The following is an 18,819-nucleotide window of genomic DNA, read 5'->3' as shown; positions in this document are numbered from 1 at the left end:
TTTCACAGAAACGACACTTTGAAGGTGGAACGCAGCGAATTATGGCACCTAGGGTTAGCATCAATGACCGGTTTAATACGTCCCATAACGGCTCTTCTCTGCGCGGCGGCAATCGCCATCATGGGTTCAGGCCTCATGGGCGTGCTCGTGCCCATGCGCGCCACCTTGGCGAACTTTTCCAATATTGAGATTGGTATCCTCGGCTCGTTCTATTGGATCGGCCTGACTCTGGGATGCTTCATTTCTCCTTTCGCCATCTTCCGCGTCGGCCATATTCGCGCATTTGTCGCTTTCACCGCGACCGTCACGATCACACCCTTAGTCATGTCATTGATCTCTGATCCGATGGTCTGGTCGGGACTACGCCTCGTCAACGGCATCTGCTTTGCCGGCATTCAGATGGTGATTGAAAGCTGGCTCGCAGCCGCTTCGACCGATACGACGCGGGGCCGCATTTTCGGGATCTATACGTTTTTAAACCTGACCGTCACCACGATCGGGATGCAATTGATCATCCTGGCGCCCCCCTTGGATTTTCAGCTGCTCATTCTCGTCGCAATCCTGTTCTCTCTCGCCGCCGTCCCCATCGCACTGTCATCGTCGATGGCGCCGTCAACGCCCAAGAGCGTAAAGCTTCATCTGCGGTGGTTGATGCAGATTTCCCCGGCATCTGTCGTGGGCTGTTTTTGCACGGGCGTCACCGGAGGCGCTTTTTGGGCCATGACCCCGCTCTATGCGCTTGAAACGGGCTTCACCCCCGTGGAAGGCGGTGCGCTCATGACCCTAGTCGTGCTCGCGGGCGCCATTGGACAGTTACCGATCGGTTGGCTGTCGGATCGCGTGGGGCGACGGCAGACGCTCGTCGCCGTCTCGTTTGCCGCAGCTCTCACTTGCTTTGCTGTTTTTTCTCTATCGACCAACGGCCGGGACTTGGTGTGGCCAGCTGCGGCCATCTTCGGCATGTTCGCCTTCGCCAGCTATCCGCTTGGCGTCGCCCACGCCAACGATCTGGTGGATAAGAGCGATGCCGTTGCCGTATCCGGCGGGCTTCTTCTGATCTATTCGATCGCGGCCATCAGCGGGCCCCTGTTCGCCTCCGCCGCTATGTACGTGTTTGGCCCACACGCACTCTTTCCATTTATGGCCGCTGTTTACGCACTAACTGCTGTTGTCATTCTGCTGCGGGTTCAAGTTCGCCCGGAATTGCCGGAAGAACATCAGGAAGTGTTCGTTCCCATTGCCCGGACGACACCCGCCGCCTTTGCCCTCGATCCACGCGTCGAGCCCGAAGAGGCCCTCGATGTCAGCGGGCCTGAACCCCCGAATCCGGCAGATTCTCTAGAGCTAGATTCCGCACCGCAGCATTGAGCACCTGATTGATTTTTCAGCACACGACGTGCTGATTTTTCATGTGGTATACCACATCCTCACTTGCGTTCGAGCCGTGGTATACCATAGACTGACCCTCGCGCTCTCCCGAAGAAGAGAGCCGCTCAATATACCCTAGCCGGCTATTTTATTCAGGCCCCACGGGAGGAAACTAAAGTGAAACCAAGTCTATCTGTAACTCTCGGTTACAGTGCCGCCATGGCCGGTGCTGTACTCATTGGAACTTCCGCGATGAGCCCCGCTCAGGCGTGGGAACCCAAGCGCCCAATCGAATTTGTCATCCAAACATCTCCGGGTGGTGGATCCGACGTATATGCGCGTCTGTGGATTGGCATCATCCAGAAATACAACCTCTCACCAGTGCCCATTACGCCGGTCAACATGCCCGGTGGCGGTGGTGCCGTAGCGCTCACCCATTTGAAGAGCAAGGCAGGCGATCCACACTACATGACACCAACCCTGAACAGCGTCGTGACCACGCCGCTGCAGCAGGAAATCCCGGTCATGTATCCCTCCGAGGATCTAACGCCGATCGCTCTGATGTCGATCGATCCTTTCTATCTCTGGACAAATCCCAGCAAGATCAAAACCTGGGCAGAGTTCCAAGAAAAATGTAAGGCTGATCGTCTCTCCTCAACGGGAACCGGTGCCCGCGCTGAAGATCAGATTCACATCAGCCTCCTGCAGCACGCAGCCGGTTGTAAGGATTTCCGCTACATTCCGGCCAAAGGCGGTGGTGAGGTGGCATCCAACGTCGCCGGTGGCCACCAGGACTTCAACGTCAACCAGCCGGCTGAGGCTATGCCTCACTACCCCGATCGCCTCATCCCGATCTTGGGCTTCAGCAAAGAACGCTCAACGGCCTTCCCCGACACCCCGACGCACTGGGAACTCAAAGTCGGAACCGACGGTGAGTATGCCGAGCTGATGGATCTGGAAAACGGCCTCCACCAGATGCGCGGTATCATCGGCCCGCCCGATATGCCGAAGGAAGCTGTCGAATGGTACGAGAACCTTTGGAAAAAGGTCTTCGAGACCGCTGAGTGGCAAGAGTTCATGAAGAACAATGCCCAGCAGCCGATCTTCAAAGGTGCTGACGAATATAAGAAGTGGCTTACGACGTTCGAAAACAATCACGTGAAGATGATGCGTGACGTTTTCAAATGGCCGCTGCGCTCGGATCTGCGTGACCGCAACGGTAAGTAACTGACACACACACGTCGTACAAACCACGAGCTAGAATAAGTCGAAAGAGGCCTCAACATGATGCCCAGCCTTCTAAAGATTAGTCACAGATCATTCGAGATCGGCGTTGCAATTATCTTGGTTGCCTTGGGTATCTTGGTCTTTTTCGAGTCACTTCGACTGAACCCGGGCCTAGGGGATATCGGCCCTGAGCCCGGGTTCTTTCCCTTCGTCTTGACCATAGCAATGTTATTCGGCGTTTTCGTCGTGTTGATTGGTGTGGTGAGACAGCCGGACTTACGCCCATTCTTTGAAGCACGCGAAGAGGTAGTAGACCTCCTCAAAGTCGGGTTACCCATCTTCTTCGCAGTACTCGCGCTGAAATGGCTCGGTCTTTACATCACGGCTGGTCTCTACATGGCTTTCTTCATGGCTTGGTATGGCCGCTTCAAGAGCTATTGGGCACTTGCGGGCGGGGTAATCTTTCCGGTTGCTCTTTGGCTGACCCTTGCCAAGGGTTTCAACATCCCCATGCCTCACAGCATCTTCTACGAAACCGGACTCCTACCCTTCTGACAGACAAAACCTGATCCGCAGCTCAAAAGCTAAGAACACCCTGCGTTCAAGCAACAAGAACGGATTTATAGGGACGATACGTCATGGAAGCCTTCGAACTACTCGCCGTAGGATTCGGCGCACTGGCTGATCCCGCACGCCTTGGGTTCATGATGCTGGGCGTTATCCTGGGCCTTCTCGTGGGCGTACTGCCCGGAGTCGGTGGCACGACCGGTGTCGCGATCCTTCTACCTGTCACCGTGTTCCTGGAGCCAATTTCAGCCCTTGTTATGCTGGCAGGCATCTATTGGGGCTCGATGTATGGCGGTCTGATCACCTCGATCCTCTTTGCCGTGCCAGGGAACCCTTGGTCTGTTGCAGTGATGTTCGACGGAAGACCCATGGCAAAACAAGGCAAAGCACAGCTTGCCATGTCCATCGGGTTCACCGTGTCATTCGTCGGTGCAATGATCGCATCGATCTTGTTCACGTTCTTCGCGGTCCCCTTCGCCGAAATGGCGCTGAAGTTCGGCCCGCCAGAAATGTTCGCCGTTTTGATGATCGCTTTCGGCACCTTCATCGGTATGGGAGGAGCACCAGCCAAGGCACTCATCATGATCGCAGCCGGCTTCCTCCTGTCGACTGTCGGCCTTGACGTCGTCACCGGCCAGCCACGGATGACCTTTGGTAGCATTGATATGCTGCAAGGCTTCCACTTCGTACCGATAACGATTGGTCTGTTTGGCCTTGGCGAAGTATTGAACAACGCTGCTGAGCGCTACAAAGTACAGATTGAGGACTTGACCAAAGCGGCCAAGCTTGGGCTCCACGATATCACCGAGTCCATCCGTCTGATTATGAAGCACTGGGTGCTTGCCCTCTCGTCAGCCCTCCTTGGCTTTATCACAGGGATCCTACCCGGTGCCGGTGCCACCCCAGCCTCGTTCATGGCCTATGGCATCGCACAGAAGACTTCGAAGCATCCCGAGAAGTTCGGCCACGGCGCTCCTGAAGGTGTGCTCGCGCCGGAAGCCGCCAACAATGCTGCCGGTACTGGCTCGATCCTGCCGATGCTTGTCCTCGGTATCCCAGGTTCACCTACGGCCGCCATCCTCATGGCCGGCGTCTTCATGTGGGGCTTCGTGCCAGGACCACGGCTGTTCACTGATCAGCCAGAGTTCGTCTGGTCCTTTATCGCAAGCCTCTATCTGGCAAACGTAGCTGCGGTCGTGATCTGCCTCGTCGCTACGCCGCTCCTGGCAATGATGCTGCGCACGCCTTACGCAATCATGACGCCGATCATTGTCGTGCTTTGCCTGGTTGGCGCTTATGCGATCCAAAACTCAATGCTCGACGTTTGGCTCGTCGTTATCTTCGGCATCCTCGGCTTCATCCTGCGGCGGCTTGAATACCCACTGGCCCCGCTTGTCGTCGCCTTGGTTCTCGGTGCGCCAACCGAAGATGCTTTGCGCCAGAGCCTGATCATGAGCGACGGGTCTCCGTGGATCTTCCTGGAGCGTCCGGTGTCAACGCCAATCGCAATCGTTGCGATCCTGCTATTCCTGTTGCCTCTGTTCCAGATGTTGCTGCGTCGGTTCCGCCGCGGCTCTCCTGAGCAGGCACCCGGAGAATAGTCCCCTTTAGACTACGGATCAGATCAGGGCGGCCTATAGGCCGCCCTTTTTTGTTATCATTTGCGTTAGCCAAATCTCGGTGGCATCCAGATTTCCGCCTATTGCGACGCCGTGGTAGAGAAAGAAATGAACGTTTTCTCCCACCTGTCCAAGCTCCACCAAGCCCATAAAACTACAGGCGTTTATCATGACCCGTGAACTCAGCCACTTCATCGGCGGCAACCATGTGCCCGGAACTTCAGGCCGCTTCGGCGATGTCTATTGGCCAATGACCGGCGAAATCGCAGCACGGGTGCCACTGGCAACCACCAAAGAAGTTCGCCAAGCCGTTGAGAATGCAAAAGAAGCCCAAGAGGGTTGGGCCGCAACTAATCCCCAGAGGCGCGCACGCGTCATGATGCGTTTCGTTGATCTCCTCAACCGGGATATGGACAAGCTCGCTGACGTCCTCGCGCGTGAGCACGGCAAGACAATTCCCGACGCTAAGGGCGACATTCAACGCGGCCTCGAAGTCGCTGAATTCGCTATCGGCATCCCACATCTCTTGAAGGGTGAGTATACCGATGGCGCCGGACCTGCCATCGACATGTATTCCATGCGCCAACCGCTCGGCGTCGTCGCTGGCATCACACCATTCAATTTTCCCGCAATGATCCCGCTCTGGAAGGCCGCCCCAGCTATCGCTTGCGGCAATGCCTTTATCCTCAAGCCGTCAGAACGCGATCCAAGCGTACCGATGATGCTAGCGGAACTGTTCATCGAAGCCGGCCTTCCGCCAGGTATTCTCAATGTCATCAACGGCGACAAAGAAGCCGTCGACGCCATCCTTGATGATCCCGACATCTCTGCAGTCGGTTTCGTCGGCTCCTCTGACATTGCCCAATATGTCTATGCGCGCGCGGCCGGCACCGGAAAACGCGTACAAGCATTCGGCGGCGCGAAGAACCACATGATCATCATGCCTGACGCCGACATGGATCAGGCCGCTGATGCACTGATCGGCGCCGGTTATGGTTCGGCCGGGGAACGCTGCATGGCCGTTTCTGTCGCCGTACCCGTAGGCGAACAAGCCGCATCCGCTCTGCTCGAACGCCTCGTTCCAAAAGTCGAAACACTTAAAGTCGGCCCATCAACAAGTGCCGACGCAGACTTCGGTCCGCTTATCTCCAGTGCTCACCTGACAAAGGTCAGAGCCTATGTAGACCTCGGTATCAAAGAAGGCGCCGACCTCCTCGTCGATGGCCGCGATTTCAAAATGCAGGGTTACGAGAACGGCTTCTATATGGGCGGTTGTCTGTTCGACCGAGTCACGCCGGAGATGCGTATCTATCGCGAAGAAATCTTCGGCCCCGTCCTCTCAATCGTCCGTGCAGGAACCTATGACGAAGCCCTGCGTTTGCCATCAGAACATGAGTACGGAAACGGGGTAGCTATATTCACGCGCGACGGTGATACGGCGAGGGATTTTGTCTCCAAGGTCAACATAGGCATGGTCGGCGTCAATGTTCCGATCCCTGTCCCGCTGGCCTACCACACCTTCGGCGGCTGGAAGCGGTCTGGATTTGGCGATCTCAATCAGCACGGTCCCGATTCAATCCGCTTTTACACAAAGACCAAAACGGTCACATCGCGCTGGCCTTCCGGTATCCGCAGCGGTTCGGAGTTCTCCATTCCGACCATGAAATAATCCGTTCGAGAAGTTGCATGGCCGTGTCAATGACACGGCCCCACACGGTCGAGGTGGGTAGATAAACCTAGAAAAACGCGGGGGGCTAGCATGCAGTTCACACCGGATCAGATCACTATCCTGGTCCTGCTTGCCGGCGTCTTCGTCCTTTTGGTATGGGGTCGCTGGCGCTACGATATCGTCGCGTTCGGCGCTTTGATCGTCGCCGTACTTCTCAACGTCGTCCCGGCCGGAAAAGCATTCGAAGGCTTCGGCCATCCGGCCACCGTCATCATCGCGCTTGTCCTCGTCGTTAGCCATGGCTTGGCGGCGTCCGGCGCTGTCGAGCTGCTAGCACGCCACATTACGAACGCCGGACGCTCGATCTCCACTCACATAGCTGTCATGGCCAGTGTGGGGGGCCTTCTCTCGAGCATTATGAACAACGTGGGTGCATTGGCCTTGCTGATGCCCGTCGATATCGAAGCTGCTCGTAAGGCGAAGCGGTCACCGGGACTGACGCTGATGCCGCTCTCGTTCGCAACATTGCTCGGTGGGTTGGTTACACTTATCGGAACACCACCCAACATCATCATTTCGACATTCCGCGAACGCACCGTCGATGCACCGTTTCAGATGTTCGACTTCGCACCGGTCGGCATCGTCCTTGCCGTGGTCGGCATTGCCTTCATCGCGCTGGTTGGCTGGCGTCTCATCCCCACGCCGTCCGACGATAGCAGCGCGTCGTTGAGCACCTTTAAGCTCGATGACTACATTGCTGAACTCACCGTCAATCAGGATTCAAGCATCGTAGGAATGCCACTCCTCGATCTTGAGAAGGCCTGTCAGGACGGAGACTTGACATTGCTCAACGTGATCCGTGGCAAAAATCGCTTACCGAGCGCATCCGGCTGGATACAGATTCAGGATGGCGATGTCCTGCTGGTCGAAACGGCTGCTGAAGCGCTCGATAAGTTCGTGTCCGAACACAAGCTCTCATACGTCGAAGCCGACCACCAACGCGAAAAAATCGAAGGCACCGGACTGGAACTCGTGGAAGCCGTTGTCCGCCCCGGCGCACGCATCGAAGGACGCACCAGCGCCAACCTCAGTCTCGTTGACAATTACGGCATCTGGCTCATCGGCATTCAACGAAACGGCCGCAGGATTGCCTCGCGCGTGCGCCGGACGCCGCTGTCCGCTGGCGATGTCCTGCTATTGCTCGGCCCTCAGCAACGCATCCATGCCTTTCTGGATGCGATGGGCCTTCTGCCCCTCGCTGAACGCGGCCTTGAGGTAAACGCATCCGGCAAAGCCGCCCTAGCGACGGGAATATTTGCAACGGCCATCGCAGCATCGAGCGTTGGCTGGGTCGACTTGTCTGTCGCACTCGCTCTGGTAAGCACGCTCTACGTACTTACAGGCATAGTCCCGATCAAGCAGCTCTATGACACGATTGAATGGCCTGTCGTCATCCTGATAGGCTCGCTCATACCCATCGGATTGGCGCTCGAAACTTCAGGCGCGACGAACGTCCTCGCAAGTGGCCTCGTCAACGCCGCAAGAGATCTTCCACCGTGGGCGATCCTCACAATCATCATGGCCCTGACGATGGCGTTGTCCGACGTCTTGAACAATACGGCTACTGCCCTCGTCGCGGCTCCCATCGCTGTCGATGTTGCCAGATCATTGGAAGTGAACCCAGATCCGTTCTTGATGGCGGTCGCGGTTTCCGCGAGTTGCGCATTCCTGACCCCCATAGGCCACAAGAACAATACGCTGATCATGGGACCGGGCGGCTATCGCTTCGGTGACTACTGGCGCCTGGGACTACCTCTGGAAATCATAATCCTGGCCGTCGGCGTACCGATGATATTGCTCGTCTGGCCACTCTGAGCATCCTCGACGCACGAGGTATCCTGAAAACAAAAAGACCGCCGACTGTTGTGAACCGGCGGTCCTTTTTTAGTTCGTTTTCCCGCACTCGTTACGCCGCGGCGCGCACCTGGTTGGTCGCGCGCGTGATCTCCGCCATAGCAGCCGTCACACCGCCCTTGGCGTGAGGAACGCCGGCGAGCTCAAGACCCATCTCAACGCCCGACAGAGCACCCATAATCGTCAGATCGTTAGTGTCGCCGAGATGACCAATGCGGAAGACCTTACCGGAAAGACGGTTCAATCCCGTGCCCAAGGACATATTGAAATTCTCCAGGACCAAGGCCCGGAACGTATCGGCGTTATAACCTTCAGGCATGAGCACACTCGTCACAGCTGGCGAGTAATACTTCGGATCGCGACAAAGGACTTCCAGCCCCCAAGTCTCAACCGCAGCCCGGGTCGCCCGGCCATGCCGTTCATGACGCGCGAACACATTGTCGAGCCCTTCCTCGTGCAGCATCGTGATCGCTGTTTCGAGGCCATAAAGCAGACCGGTAGCGGGCGTGAACGGGAAGAAGCCACTGGCGTTAGAAGCAATCATGTCCTGCCAGGACCAGTAGGACCGCTGCAGCGACGCAGACTTTGCCGCTTCCAATGCCTTCTCGCTCACAGCCGTGAACGAAAGACCCGGCGGCAACATCAAGCCCTTCTGCGACCCGGAGATGGAGACGTCGACGCCCCATTCGTCATGGCGATAGTCCAAGCAGCCGAGCGAAGAAATCGTATCGACCATGAGGAGCGCAGGATGGCCGGCGGCATCCATCGCCTTACGGATATCCTGAATCCACGAACGGCAGCCCGTTGCCGTCTCGTTGTGCACGACGCAAACGGCTTTAATCTCATGCGCGGTATCACGCTTCAGGGCGCTCTCAATCGCATCGGCTTCAGCGCCGGTACGCCAGTCGGTCGGCAGGAATTCGGGCACCAGACCGATCTTCGCCGCCATGTCCTTCCACAGCGTTGCGAACTGGCCCGTCTCGACCATCAGCACCTTATCGCCGGGCGACAATGTGTTAACGAGCGCCGCTTCCCACGCGCCGGTCCCGGATGAGGGATAAAGAATCACAGGCTGCTTCGTCTTGAAGATCGTCTTTATGCCATTGATGACGCGCAGCGAGAGATCGGCAAAAGCTTGGCTGCGATGATCGATGATCGTACGCGCCATCGCTTGAATAATACGCTCAGGTACGGGGGTAGGACCTGGAATCTGAAGGAAGTGACGTCCCGGCTGGCGCGTCGTATTCGACATGATATCATCCTAAAGTTTAATAGTGCGGCGCCCATGACAAGCCGCAACGGCAGCGCAGGTCCCTCCTAGACACAGCGCAAGCCGCAAAATCCGATGCGGCAAAATGCATGCTAAGGCCCAGAGCTATAGGATTTCCGGCAACTGCCAGTCAAGTTGGCGCCATGCGGCACAAAAACCAGGCACACGTAAGATACCCACCAAGCTCCCCGCACCCGCAGTGAAAAAGCCGTTTACGGGTTTGGCGACGAAGGCTAGGCTGCAAAGGCTCCATGCCTGCCAAATAGCTACTCTACGAATTGTCACATGTGCGCAATTGACTCATACAAAGCGCGCGGCAGGTTAGCTGAGCCGCAACCAGAGCCGAAAACGGCCGGTCGCATAACACCCCACCTTTGGCGTGGGCACTGTTGTCACTTTTTCCTTATGGGAGGAAAAAAATCCTATGACGTCCAAGACCGATACAAAGTCCGTCTCCCGTCGTCGCTTTCTGAAAGGCAGCGCCATTGCTGCTGGTACGGCCGCGGTTGGCACAGTAGCAATGCCCAACGTTTCCCGGGCAGAAACTATCACGCTGAAGATGCAATCCTCTTGGGGTGCATCCGACATCTTCCAGGAGATGGCAAAACAGTACACGGATCGCTGCGAAGCGATGTCCGGCAACCGTCTCAAATTTGACCTTCTGCCCGCCGGCGCCGTTGTTAAAGCGTTCCAGGTTCAGGATGCCTGCTCTGATGGCGTCATCGACGCGGCTCACACGGTTTCCGCATACTGGTACGGTAAAAACAAAGCTGCTTCGCTCTTCGGGACCGGCCCGGTCCTCGGTTGCGACGCGACACAGATGCTGGCCTGGATCCAGTCCAAGGATGGCCGCGAACTGTATCGAGAGCTGACCCAAGATATCCTAGGCCTCGACGTTGTCGGCTTCTTCGCTATGCCGATGCCCACACAGCCACTTGGCTGGTTCAAGAAGGAAATCAAAACCGCCGAAGACATGAACGGTGTGAAATACCGTACCGTCGGCTTGGCAACCGACATTATGCAAGGCATGGGCCTAGCTGTAACGCAGCTTCCCGGCGGCGAAATTGTTCCAGCTCTTGAACGCGGCGTTATCGACGCGTTCGAGTTCAACAATCCGACGTCCGACCGCCAGTTTGGTGCCCAGAACGTTTCCAAGCACTACATGCTGGGCTCCTATCACCAGGCCGCTGAATTCTTTGAGATCATTTTCTCGAAGAAGAAGTTCGACGGCTTGCCACAGGAAATCAAAGCGATCCTCGAATACGGCGCCGAAGCTGCCAACACGGCAAACTACGCGCTCGCACTCGATCGCTATTCTGCCGACCTGCAGGGCCTGATGAACGAAGACGGAGTTACCGTCGCGCGTACGCCAAAGGCGGTGATGGAAGCACAGCTTAAGAGCTGGGACAAAGTGCTCGAAAAGCTGGAACAGGATGCCTTCTTCAAGAAAGTTGTCGACAGCCAGCGCAAGTGGTCGGAACGTGTGGCGTTCTACTACCTGATGAATGCCGCTGACTATCGTTTGGCCTACGAGCACTATTTCCCAAACAAATTGAAGATGGGCTGACCCGTCTCGGACTGACTTAAACCGGAAGTCGGAAGCTACAGATGTGGCTTCCGACCTATACGTATCGGTCCAATTTTTTGGGGACGCTAAACGGTGCTTTCGTTTATCCGAGCCGTTGACAAATTGTCGACTTGGGTGGGCCACGCGTTTGCGTGGTGCATCATCGCAATGACCTTCGGGGTCAGCTACGAAGTCTTTGTTCGCTACATACTAAGAGCCCCGACCACATGGGCCTTCGACCTCAGCTACATGATGTATGGCGCCCTGTTCATGATGGGCGGCGCTTATACGCTCGCCCGTGACGCCCACGTACGAGGTGATGTCTTCTATCGCCTCTGGCCGAATAGGGTCCAGGCCACCATCGAGTTGGTGCTGTATGTGATCTTCTTCTTTCCAGGCGTTTTGGCATTGATCATCGCCGGTTGGAAATATGCCAGCAAATCCTTCCGTTGGCTCGAAGTCAGCTCCATGAGCCCAGCCAACATCCCCATCTGGCAATTCAAGTTCATCATACCTGCTGCAGGGATACTGCTTCTCATTCAAGGTTTCGCACAAGTCTGTCGCTGCATCATATGCCTGCAGACAGGCTCCTGGCCGGACAAACTGGCAGACGTGGAAGAAACAGAAACGGCCTTGCTCCATCAGGCCGAAGACCACGCAAAATTATCTCAGCAGCTCTCCGGCAACAAGGACGCGCCTAAATGACCGACCCGCAAGTTGCCATCATGATGCTGGCACTCTTCATCTTCGTTGTCATGCTCGGCTTTCCCATCGCCTTTACGTTGATGGCGATGGGCGTGATCTTTGGCTACTACGCCTACTATGATCCTGAACGGATGACGTCGATATTCGACAACCGAATATTCGATTTGTTCGTCAACCAGACGTACTCGGTGATGTCCAGCGACGTGCTGACCGCCGTCCCCCTCTTCCTGTTCATGGGTTACATCGTCGAACGCGCGAACATCGTCGACCGATTGTTCACAAGCTTGCGGATCGCCGCCAAAAACGTTCCGGGGTCGATGGCACTCGCATCTCTTCTAACATGCGCACTATTTGCGACCGCGACGGGCATCGTCGGTGCCGTGGTCACGCTCATGGGGCTTCTCGCCTATCCGCAGATGCTGAAAGCCAAATACGAGCCCAGCTACGCATCAGGTGTGATCTGCGCCGGCGGGTGCCTTGGCATCCTGATCCCGCCGTCGATCATGTTGATCGTTTATTCTGCAACCACCAACGTCTCAGTCGTAAAGCTATATGCCGGAGCGTTCCTACCCGGTTTCATGCTGGCGGGACTCTACATGATCTATGTTGTCACCCGCGCCGTACTGAACCCCAAAATTGCGCCGCCACCTTCCGAAGATGATACAGCCGATATCTCGGGCTGGGCCCTCTACTGGCTGATGCTGACGTCGTTCGTCCCTCTTGCGTTACTAATCCTATCCGTGCTTGGCGCAATTCTCTTCGGTCTCGCCACACCTTCCGAGGCCGCTGCCGTCGGATCGCTCGGAGGACTTGTTTTGGCCGCCGCCTACGGATCCTTGACGTGGGAACGGCTCAAAGAATCCGTTTATCTGACCGTCAGGACTTCAGCCATGGTGTGCTGGCTGTTCGTCGGTTCCTGGACCTTCGCGTCCGTCTTCTCCTACTTGGGTGGAGAAAACCTCGTCAAAGAGTTCGTGATCTCTCTCGACCTCTCGCCAATCATGTTCCTGATCCTGACGCAGATCATTATCTTCCTGCTCGGTTGGCCGCTCGAATGGTCGGAAATCATCATCATCTTCGTGCCGATCTTCCTACCACTGGTGACGCACTTCGGGATTGATCCGCTGTTCTTCGGCATTCTCATCGCCTTGAACTTGCAGACATCGTTCCTGACACCACCCATGGCCATGGCGGCCTACTATCTAAAGGGGATAGCGCCGCCGCACATACGTCTGACTCAGATCTTCGCGGGGTGTATGCCCTATCTGGGCATGGTTCTGTTGGCGATGGTGCTGTTGTATACGTTCCCAGGCATCGCCCTTTGGATGCCCGAATATTTCTACGGCCATTGATCGATGAGGTAACATGGCGGCAAACGCCGGTGGACTGAATGAGCTGACGGTGACCGAAGCGGCAAGAGCGATCCGCGACGGCACCGTCACGTCCGAAAAACTCACAGAAGCCTGCCTCGCACGGATCGACGAACGTGACGACGCCATTGGCGCCTTCGCGCACATCGACCACGAGTATGCGCTCAAACAAGCCACAGTTGCCGACCAAATCCGCGGCACCGGAAACGGCATAGGCCCCCTTCACGGTGTCCCAATTGCTGTGAAGGACATCATCGATGTCGCCGGTTATCCCAATGAGAACGGTTGCCCGATATTTTCGGGCAACCGACCCCAGCGCGATGCCACCTGCGTGGCCGCGTTACGCTCAGCAGGCGCCATAATTATCGGAAAAACGGTAACGACGGAACTTGCCCTGCTCACACCCTCGACAACAAAGAACCCACTCAACACATCCCATACACCGGGGGGATCATCCGCAGGATCGGCAGCCGCCGTTGCAGACCTAATGGTGCCCGGAGCAGTTGGTACGCAAACCGCCGGCTCAGTATTGCGGCCCGCATCCTACGTCGGCATCTACGGGTTCAAGCCCACATCCGGCCTCGTCTCGCGCACAGGCGTCCTGCAGCAGTCCCACACACTGGATACGGTCGGCTATTTTGGCCATTCGATTGAAGACCTAGCGCTCTTAACCGATTGCATGGCCGGGTACGACGCTACCGATCCCGCAAGTTATTTTGCAAGTGGCCCAAACGTCGTTGAGCTAGCTGCCAGCAAGCCACCCCTCACGCCAAGCTTCGCGTTTGTGAAAACGCCAGCCTGGGATCAGGCAGATCCTGAAATGCGAGAGGCGTTCACCGAACTGGCCGGCGAACTCGGCGCTCAATGCGACGAGATCGAACTCAACGGCCTCGCCCGCGTCATCGAATGGCAGCGCTTGGTACAGCTCGCGGAGAACGCCTCGTATTACGGACCGCTGCAAGACCGAGCACGCAACCTGTTGTCCGACGAACTGAACGTTCGGCTTGATGAAGGCGTCAAAGTTCCCGTGCGCGCCTATATCGAAGCGATCGCGTCACGGGAAAGGGCGTACGAAGCCATTGCCGAAATCTTCGAGCACTACTCCGTTATTCTCACTCCTGCGGCGCCCGGCCCAGCACCGCATCTCGACGAAGGCATTACAGGCAGCCCGATTTTCAATGGCCTGTGGACCTATCTCGGCATGCCCGCCGTCTCAGTCCCGATTATGGAAGTCAACGGCCTCCCCGTCGGTGTCCAACTCGTAGGACCGCGTCGCGACGACGGCCGCCTTCTCCGCACCGCCAAATGGCTAGTCGAGCATCTGGCTCAACAACCCGCCACCGCGTGAGGCTCTTTCATGTATGACAAGCTGCTCGCAATATTCTCCCTCGCTCTCTACCTCGCATTCATTGCGATCCTCGGATACGCAGTCGAGGGCTGGGATATCAAAATCGTTCTGATTATCACCGGCCTGATGGTGACATACGATTTCTGGCGGGAGGCATTCAGTAAAATCAAGAATGGTAGCAAAGGCCACTAGCCAGCTACCCCACCAAACAGTCAAAAACAAATTGGCCCGGAGATGATCCGGGCCAATTGGATTCAAAACACCTAACGTCTGTCAGCTGCTTAAGTAAGCGCGAACGGCATTTCCTTACCGGCAAACGCGGCATCGATATTATCGAGAGCCTCGAAACCCATCTGATTTCTGGCTTCGATAGCAGCAGAGCCAAGGTGCGGAAGAAGGAACGTGTTCTCCAGTCCGTAGTAAGCCTCATTGATCTTCGGCTCACCCGCGAACACATCGAGACCAGCATAGCCGAGACGGCCCGATTTGAGCGCCGCGATCACATCTTCGTCCTTCACAAGATCGCCGCGCGCCGTATTCACAACGATCGCACCCTGCGGCATCTTTTCGATGGCATCTTTGTTGAAGAAATAGCGCGTCTCGGGCGTCGATGGCGCGTTGATCGAGAAGAACTCCGACACGGCCAACAGGCTGTCCAGAGTGTCATGATAGATCGCACCTTGCTCAAGCTCGGGGCTGACGCGAACGATATCGTGATAGTGGATTTCCATATCGAAACCACGAGCACGCTGCGCCAGTGCGCGACCGATCTTGCCGAAACCGAAAATGCCCAGTTTCTTGTTGTCGAGGCGGCGACCGACAAGTTGCAGCGGCGCCCAGCCCGGCCACGACTTCGTGCGGATCATGTGCTCGCCTTCAGAAGCGCGGCGCGCGGAACCGAGCAACAGCAGCATCGCGATTTCAGCCGTCGCCACCGTTACACCATGCGGTGCGTTACCGATCTTAATGCCGCGTGCTTTGGCAGCGTTCAGATCGATATGGTCGAAACCGATCGAGAACGTCGACATGATCTTGATGTGCTCCGGCAGCGCCATAACCGCGGCCTCAGGCATCTTGTCCGTGATCGTGATCATCACAGCGTCGACGTCACGCGCCTTCTCGGCGATCTCCTCTGGAGTCATCTGATGATCGTCTTCATTGAGCACCACCTCATAGTCCCGGTGGGCCCGTTCTTCCACGGCGCTCGGCAGGCGGCGCGTAATTAGCAGGCGCTTCTTCATAGCCGTAACTCCTCCCTCAAATAAGGATTTTTAGTTCAACCAAGCAGCTTGTGCCGCATGCGGCAGGCCCTGACAAGTATTTCGGCTAACAGACGGCGGAAGGCCGCAGCTTGACGCTTTCTTTACCAAGAATTCGGAATCTTGCCTCTGAGCATTACGGAACACGCTCACCCGCTCTCGCAAGCCGGCGTCCGTCCCACCAAGACCCACGCCGGGCCAGCCAAGGGGATCAGACCGATGAAATATATTATCGCTGCCCTGGCGCTTCTGGCCGTTCTCAAGGTCTACGCCCAGGATCAGATTTATCGCTCTGCAACAGCCGATGCGCTGATCGCCGCTTACCGCAACAATGCCATCGCCGCGTGTCAACGCGACCGGCTCAACCAATCCGCCGAATTTGCCGGTCTCGCTTGGTCGAAACCATCATCAATTGCGTTGCAGATTGGTCGCGGCGATCTCGGGGTAAACCTCTGGGAGATCAGCGATACGCGTTGGGATGCGGCATACAAGCAGCCCTATCTGGTGCTCGCACCTGCGGACCCGCAAACCAATCTGAGATGTACCTATGACATCAATATCAACGTCGCGAGCGTGCGACGAAGCGGTGCTTGAAATCGTACACCTCAATAGAAGCGACCTTGGTTTCCCACCAGTTACCATGCATCTCGCGCACTTGCGCCGCTGGTTCACCTGTCAACCTGAATGACGAACTCATCTCGCCAGTGCCGAAACCCTAGGAACCTTCCGCGAAAAAGGTCAGGCCAACTGCTCCGCTGGCCCAACGCCAAATGGGGATCGCGCATCAAGGGGCGAAGACTTATTGTCATCGCGGCTCTCGCAACGGGCTTTTCGCTGACCCTTTTTTTGACAACGCCAACCCGTTACTCCGCAACAACGACGCTCCAGCTTGATCCAAAACACGGCACCCTTTCAAACGACGCCTCGTATGATGTCATCGAAGCCGACGATGCACTTGCCGCAAAAGCTCTCTCTGACATCCGTTCTCACGAACTGGCCTTGGCCGTCGTCGTCCATCTCAAATTACAGGAGAGACCGGAGTTTCTTGATGAGGCTCCGCTGTGGCAACGCATACCCTCCACCCTCATGTCTCTCCGCGGGCAAGAGACATCACAACGCGATAGCCCTCAGATTCAGCAAAAGAATTCGCGCTTCGATTTTATGGACGAAGCCAGAGAAAACGACGACGGCAAAACCTTCGCTATTGATCCGAAACTGAGCCGTTCTGCGGCCACTGTAGCGGCGCTCATCAAAACGCGACGCTTGCGGAATACCCTTTTGATAACAATCACAGCAAAAGCGAGCGATCCCGAACTGGCCGCCCGGATCGCTGATACTGCAGCCGACGTCTACATTTCCCGGAAGCTAGCCCGCAAGAAACGCCTCGCTCAAGAGCGCATGCGCGCCGCGGAAGACCGCATCGCGGAATTGCGTGCACAGATTGGAGCGGCCAAGGCCTCCCCTCAGCCTCAAGCAACGGTACTCGCAAATCCAATCGATGCGCCAGATCCCACATTAAAGATCAATGCGCTCACCCAGCAACTCAACGAAGAAATGGAAACCGGGCGGCAAGCCGACACGAGCTTTGGGTTGCACTTGCCGGATGCACGCATTGTCGAGCAGGCGGCAGATCGACCGGTTTCACGCACCTCACAAATGCGCGCAGCAATCGGTTCCTTGGTCACCGGGCTACTGTGTGCAATCGTTTTCGCGCTAGTCATTGCATTACTCTCGCCTCGAAAACGAAAGAGTATCTGGCCACCGGCCTATATCGATTTGGCGCTTACCCAACCACGCAATCTACCAATGTCTCACCAGATGCCGCCCACTGCGCGAAGGGTTAGAACTCGACCTCAACGCTCCACTTGAGCGTGGCTTCTGGCGTGTTCTGATTGAGCCCGGCGAGTAATCCGACCCCGATCGTAACGGTCGTGCCCTCGTCCTTCTCTTCACCAAATTCTGCATCTGTATCGATGTCTATTGCGTTGTTTTCGGAACGGTAGGTGTAATAGATCAACGGCCCCATGCGGTGTTGATCGAAGTCGCCAAACAGTACCCGTGTCTCATCCGGCGTCCCACTATTCCCGAGCCGGTCTACCGTACCGTAGGCCTCCAGAGCGAATGCCCAGTTTTCCGTGGCATCGTATTTAATCTGCGTCGCATAGGCGAAATCCCATTTCGGATCGCGTTCGTCAGGATCTCCACCAAAGAAGTGCACGAGCGTCAGGTTGGCTACCGCCGACCACGGTCCATACTGCGCCTCAATGATTGGACCAAACACGACCGAATTAGCGCTACCCGTTTCGAGAGGATGCTCGACTTCTGTCAGGGCTCCCAACCCAATCCCATGTTTGTTTTTGATCGGAATGAGTATCACCACGCCTTCGACGGCGATTTCGTCGAGCGTAAGCCCCCCAAAGTCATTAGCAAACACCGGCCCCTCAGGGTCGTCCAATCGCTCTTTTTCATATTCGATGCCGACACGCATCCGAAAGAAGTGGGTGAGCGTCATCTCAATTTCGAGCGCATGGCGCTGCTGCGCTACGCTATTGTCATCATACGCGAATTCACCAGGCGCCACTTCCTGATACTGGCGCTTTGGCAGCCCCCACGAATGAGCATTTTGACTTTGAAACTCGACGGTCCCCGGCTCAGCCTCAAGATCCTTGATCTCGAATTGCCCAATCGCCGGCCCGGCATGCACCCCGCCTGCACCCAAAAAGCATAGGCTGGCCATCAGGCCACCGACTAGCCAGCACGCTGACGCCTTCATCCCCCCCCCCCGGTTCAGCGAAGACCGGAAGACATCCAAGTCTTCCCGAATTTTTCTTACAAAAGATCCCGACGACCGGATCAAAGCGTATTTTCCACAACTCAGCCAGCGCAATAGTGCAACAAGTTCACAGAAAGCCAGCCATCTTGCACTTAATCTGAGC

The 18,819-nt window shown here is 56.5% G+C and carries 16 protein-coding genes; 13 read left to right on the top strand and 3 right to left on the bottom strand.

Features of this window, described 5'->3' with window-relative positions:
• The first annotated feature begins 63 nt into the window (after window positions 1-63).
• From YBN1229_RS18375 to YBN1229_RS18350, 6 genes are all read left to right on the top strand, one after another.
• Window positions 64-1,368, top strand: a complete 1,305-nt coding sequence (locus YBN1229_RS18375; protein WP_046479669.1) for an MFS transporter — start codon at window positions 64-66, stop codon at window positions 1,366-1,368.
• A 177-nt stretch (window positions 1,369-1,545) separates the two neighbouring features.
• Window positions 1,546-2,595, top strand: a complete 1,050-nt coding sequence (locus YBN1229_RS18370) for a Bug family tripartite tricarboxylate transporter substrate binding protein (protein ID WP_082101212.1) — start codon at window positions 1,546-1,548, stop codon at window positions 2,593-2,595.
• Between the two features lie 57 nt (window positions 2,596-2,652).
• Entirely contained in the window at window positions 2,653-3,150 is a 498-nt protein-coding gene (locus tag YBN1229_RS18365; RefSeq protein ID WP_046479666.1) for a tripartite tricarboxylate transporter TctB family protein, read from the top strand.
• A gap of 83 nt (window positions 3,151-3,233) precedes the next feature.
• On the top strand, window positions 3,234-4,763 hold the full coding sequence (locus YBN1229_RS18360; protein ID WP_046479663.1) for a tripartite tricarboxylate transporter permease: 1,530 nt from the start codon (window positions 3,234-3,236) through the stop codon (window positions 4,761-4,763).
• Window positions 4,764-4,950: 187 nt separating this feature from the next.
• Complete coding sequence (locus YBN1229_RS18355; protein ID WP_046479660.1) at window positions 4,951-6,450, top strand: CoA-acylating methylmalonate-semialdehyde dehydrogenase; 1,500 nt, start codon at window positions 4,951-4,953, stop codon at window positions 6,448-6,450.
• A gap of 90 nt (window positions 6,451-6,540) precedes the next feature.
• On the top strand, window positions 6,541-8,325 hold the full coding sequence (locus YBN1229_RS18350; RefSeq protein WP_046479656.1) for an SLC13 family permease: 1,785 nt from the start codon (window positions 6,541-6,543) through the stop codon (window positions 8,323-8,325).
• A 91-nt stretch (window positions 8,326-8,416) separates the two neighbouring features.
• Here YBN1229_RS18350 and YBN1229_RS18345 read toward each other — a convergent pair whose 3' ends face one another.
• Window positions 8,417-9,616 carry a pyridoxal-phosphate-dependent aminotransferase family protein gene (locus tag YBN1229_RS18345; protein ID WP_152025042.1) on the bottom strand — a complete coding sequence of 400 codons (1,200 nt, stop codon included), beginning with the start codon at window positions 9,614-9,616 and terminating at the stop codon, window positions 8,417-8,419.
• Between the two features lie 442 nt (window positions 9,617-10,058).
• Here YBN1229_RS18345 and YBN1229_RS18340 point away from each other — a divergent pair, with 442 nt between their 5' ends.
• From YBN1229_RS18340 to YBN1229_RS18320, 5 genes are all read left to right on the top strand, one after another.
• A complete protein-coding gene (locus tag YBN1229_RS18340; RefSeq protein WP_046479651.1) occupies window positions 10,059-11,201 on the top strand; it encodes a TRAP transporter substrate-binding protein in 1,143 nt (380 codons plus the stop codon).
• A gap of 168 nt (window positions 11,202-11,369) precedes the next feature.
• Window positions 11,370-11,906, top strand: coding sequence for a TRAP transporter small permease subunit (locus tag YBN1229_RS18335; RefSeq protein WP_425284155.1), 537 nt, complete (start codon window positions 11,370-11,372; stop codon window positions 11,904-11,906).
• The gene (locus tag YBN1229_RS18330; RefSeq protein ID WP_046479645.1) at window positions 11,903-13,258 is read left to right on the top strand and encodes a TRAP transporter large permease; all 1,356 of its coding nucleotides are present in this window, start codon (window positions 11,903-11,905) and stop codon (window positions 13,256-13,258) included. Before YBN1229_RS18335 ends, YBN1229_RS18330 begins: the two co-directional genes overlap by 4 nt.
• 13 nt (window positions 13,259-13,271) lie before the next feature.
• Window positions 13,272-14,624 carry an amidase gene (locus YBN1229_RS18325; RefSeq protein ID WP_046479643.1) on the top strand — a complete coding sequence of 451 codons (1,353 nt, stop codon included), beginning with the start codon at window positions 13,272-13,274 and terminating at the stop codon, window positions 14,622-14,624.
• 9 nt (window positions 14,625-14,633) lie between these two features.
• Window positions 14,634-14,816: a hypothetical protein gene (locus tag YBN1229_RS18320; protein ID WP_046479640.1), complete on the top strand. Its 183-nt coding sequence runs from the start codon at window positions 14,634-14,636 to the stop codon at window positions 14,814-14,816.
• An 89-nt stretch (window positions 14,817-14,905) separates the two neighbouring features.
• On the opposite strand, the gene YBN1229_RS18315 is transcribed toward YBN1229_RS18320, so the two are convergent.
• The gene (locus tag YBN1229_RS18315) at window positions 14,906-15,865 is read right to left on the bottom strand and encodes a 2-hydroxyacid dehydrogenase (protein WP_046479637.1); all 960 of its coding nucleotides are present in this window, start codon (window positions 15,863-15,865) and stop codon (window positions 14,906-14,908) included.
• A gap of 237 nt (window positions 15,866-16,102) precedes the next feature.
• Here YBN1229_RS18315 and YBN1229_RS18310 point away from each other — a divergent pair, with 237 nt between their 5' ends.
• Window positions 16,103-16,477 carry a hypothetical protein gene (locus YBN1229_RS18310; RefSeq protein WP_046479634.1) on the top strand — a complete coding sequence of 125 codons (375 nt, stop codon included), beginning with the start codon at window positions 16,103-16,105 and terminating at the stop codon, window positions 16,475-16,477.
• Between the two features lie 252 nt (window positions 16,478-16,729).
• Window positions 16,730-17,752, top strand: coding sequence for a hypothetical protein (locus YBN1229_RS18305; protein ID WP_160298738.1), 1,023 nt, complete (start codon window positions 16,730-16,732; stop codon window positions 17,750-17,752).
• Here YBN1229_RS18305 and YBN1229_RS18300 read toward each other — a convergent pair.
• Window positions 17,724-18,656 carry a hypothetical protein gene (locus YBN1229_RS18300; protein ID WP_052744077.1) on the bottom strand — a complete coding sequence of 311 codons (933 nt, stop codon included), beginning with the start codon at window positions 18,654-18,656 and terminating at the stop codon, window positions 17,724-17,726. The two genes, YBN1229_RS18305 and YBN1229_RS18300, sit on opposite strands and share 29 nt — an antisense overlap.
• Window positions 18,657-18,819: the final 163 nt, after the last annotated feature.

Origin of the sequence: Candidatus Filomicrobium marinum (genome assembly GCF_000981545.1) — a bacterium.
Lineage (GTDB): Bacteria > Pseudomonadota > Alphaproteobacteria > Rhizobiales > Hyphomicrobiaceae > Filomicrobium > Filomicrobium insigne.
This window is presented reverse-complemented; position numbering and strand designations above follow the sequence as displayed.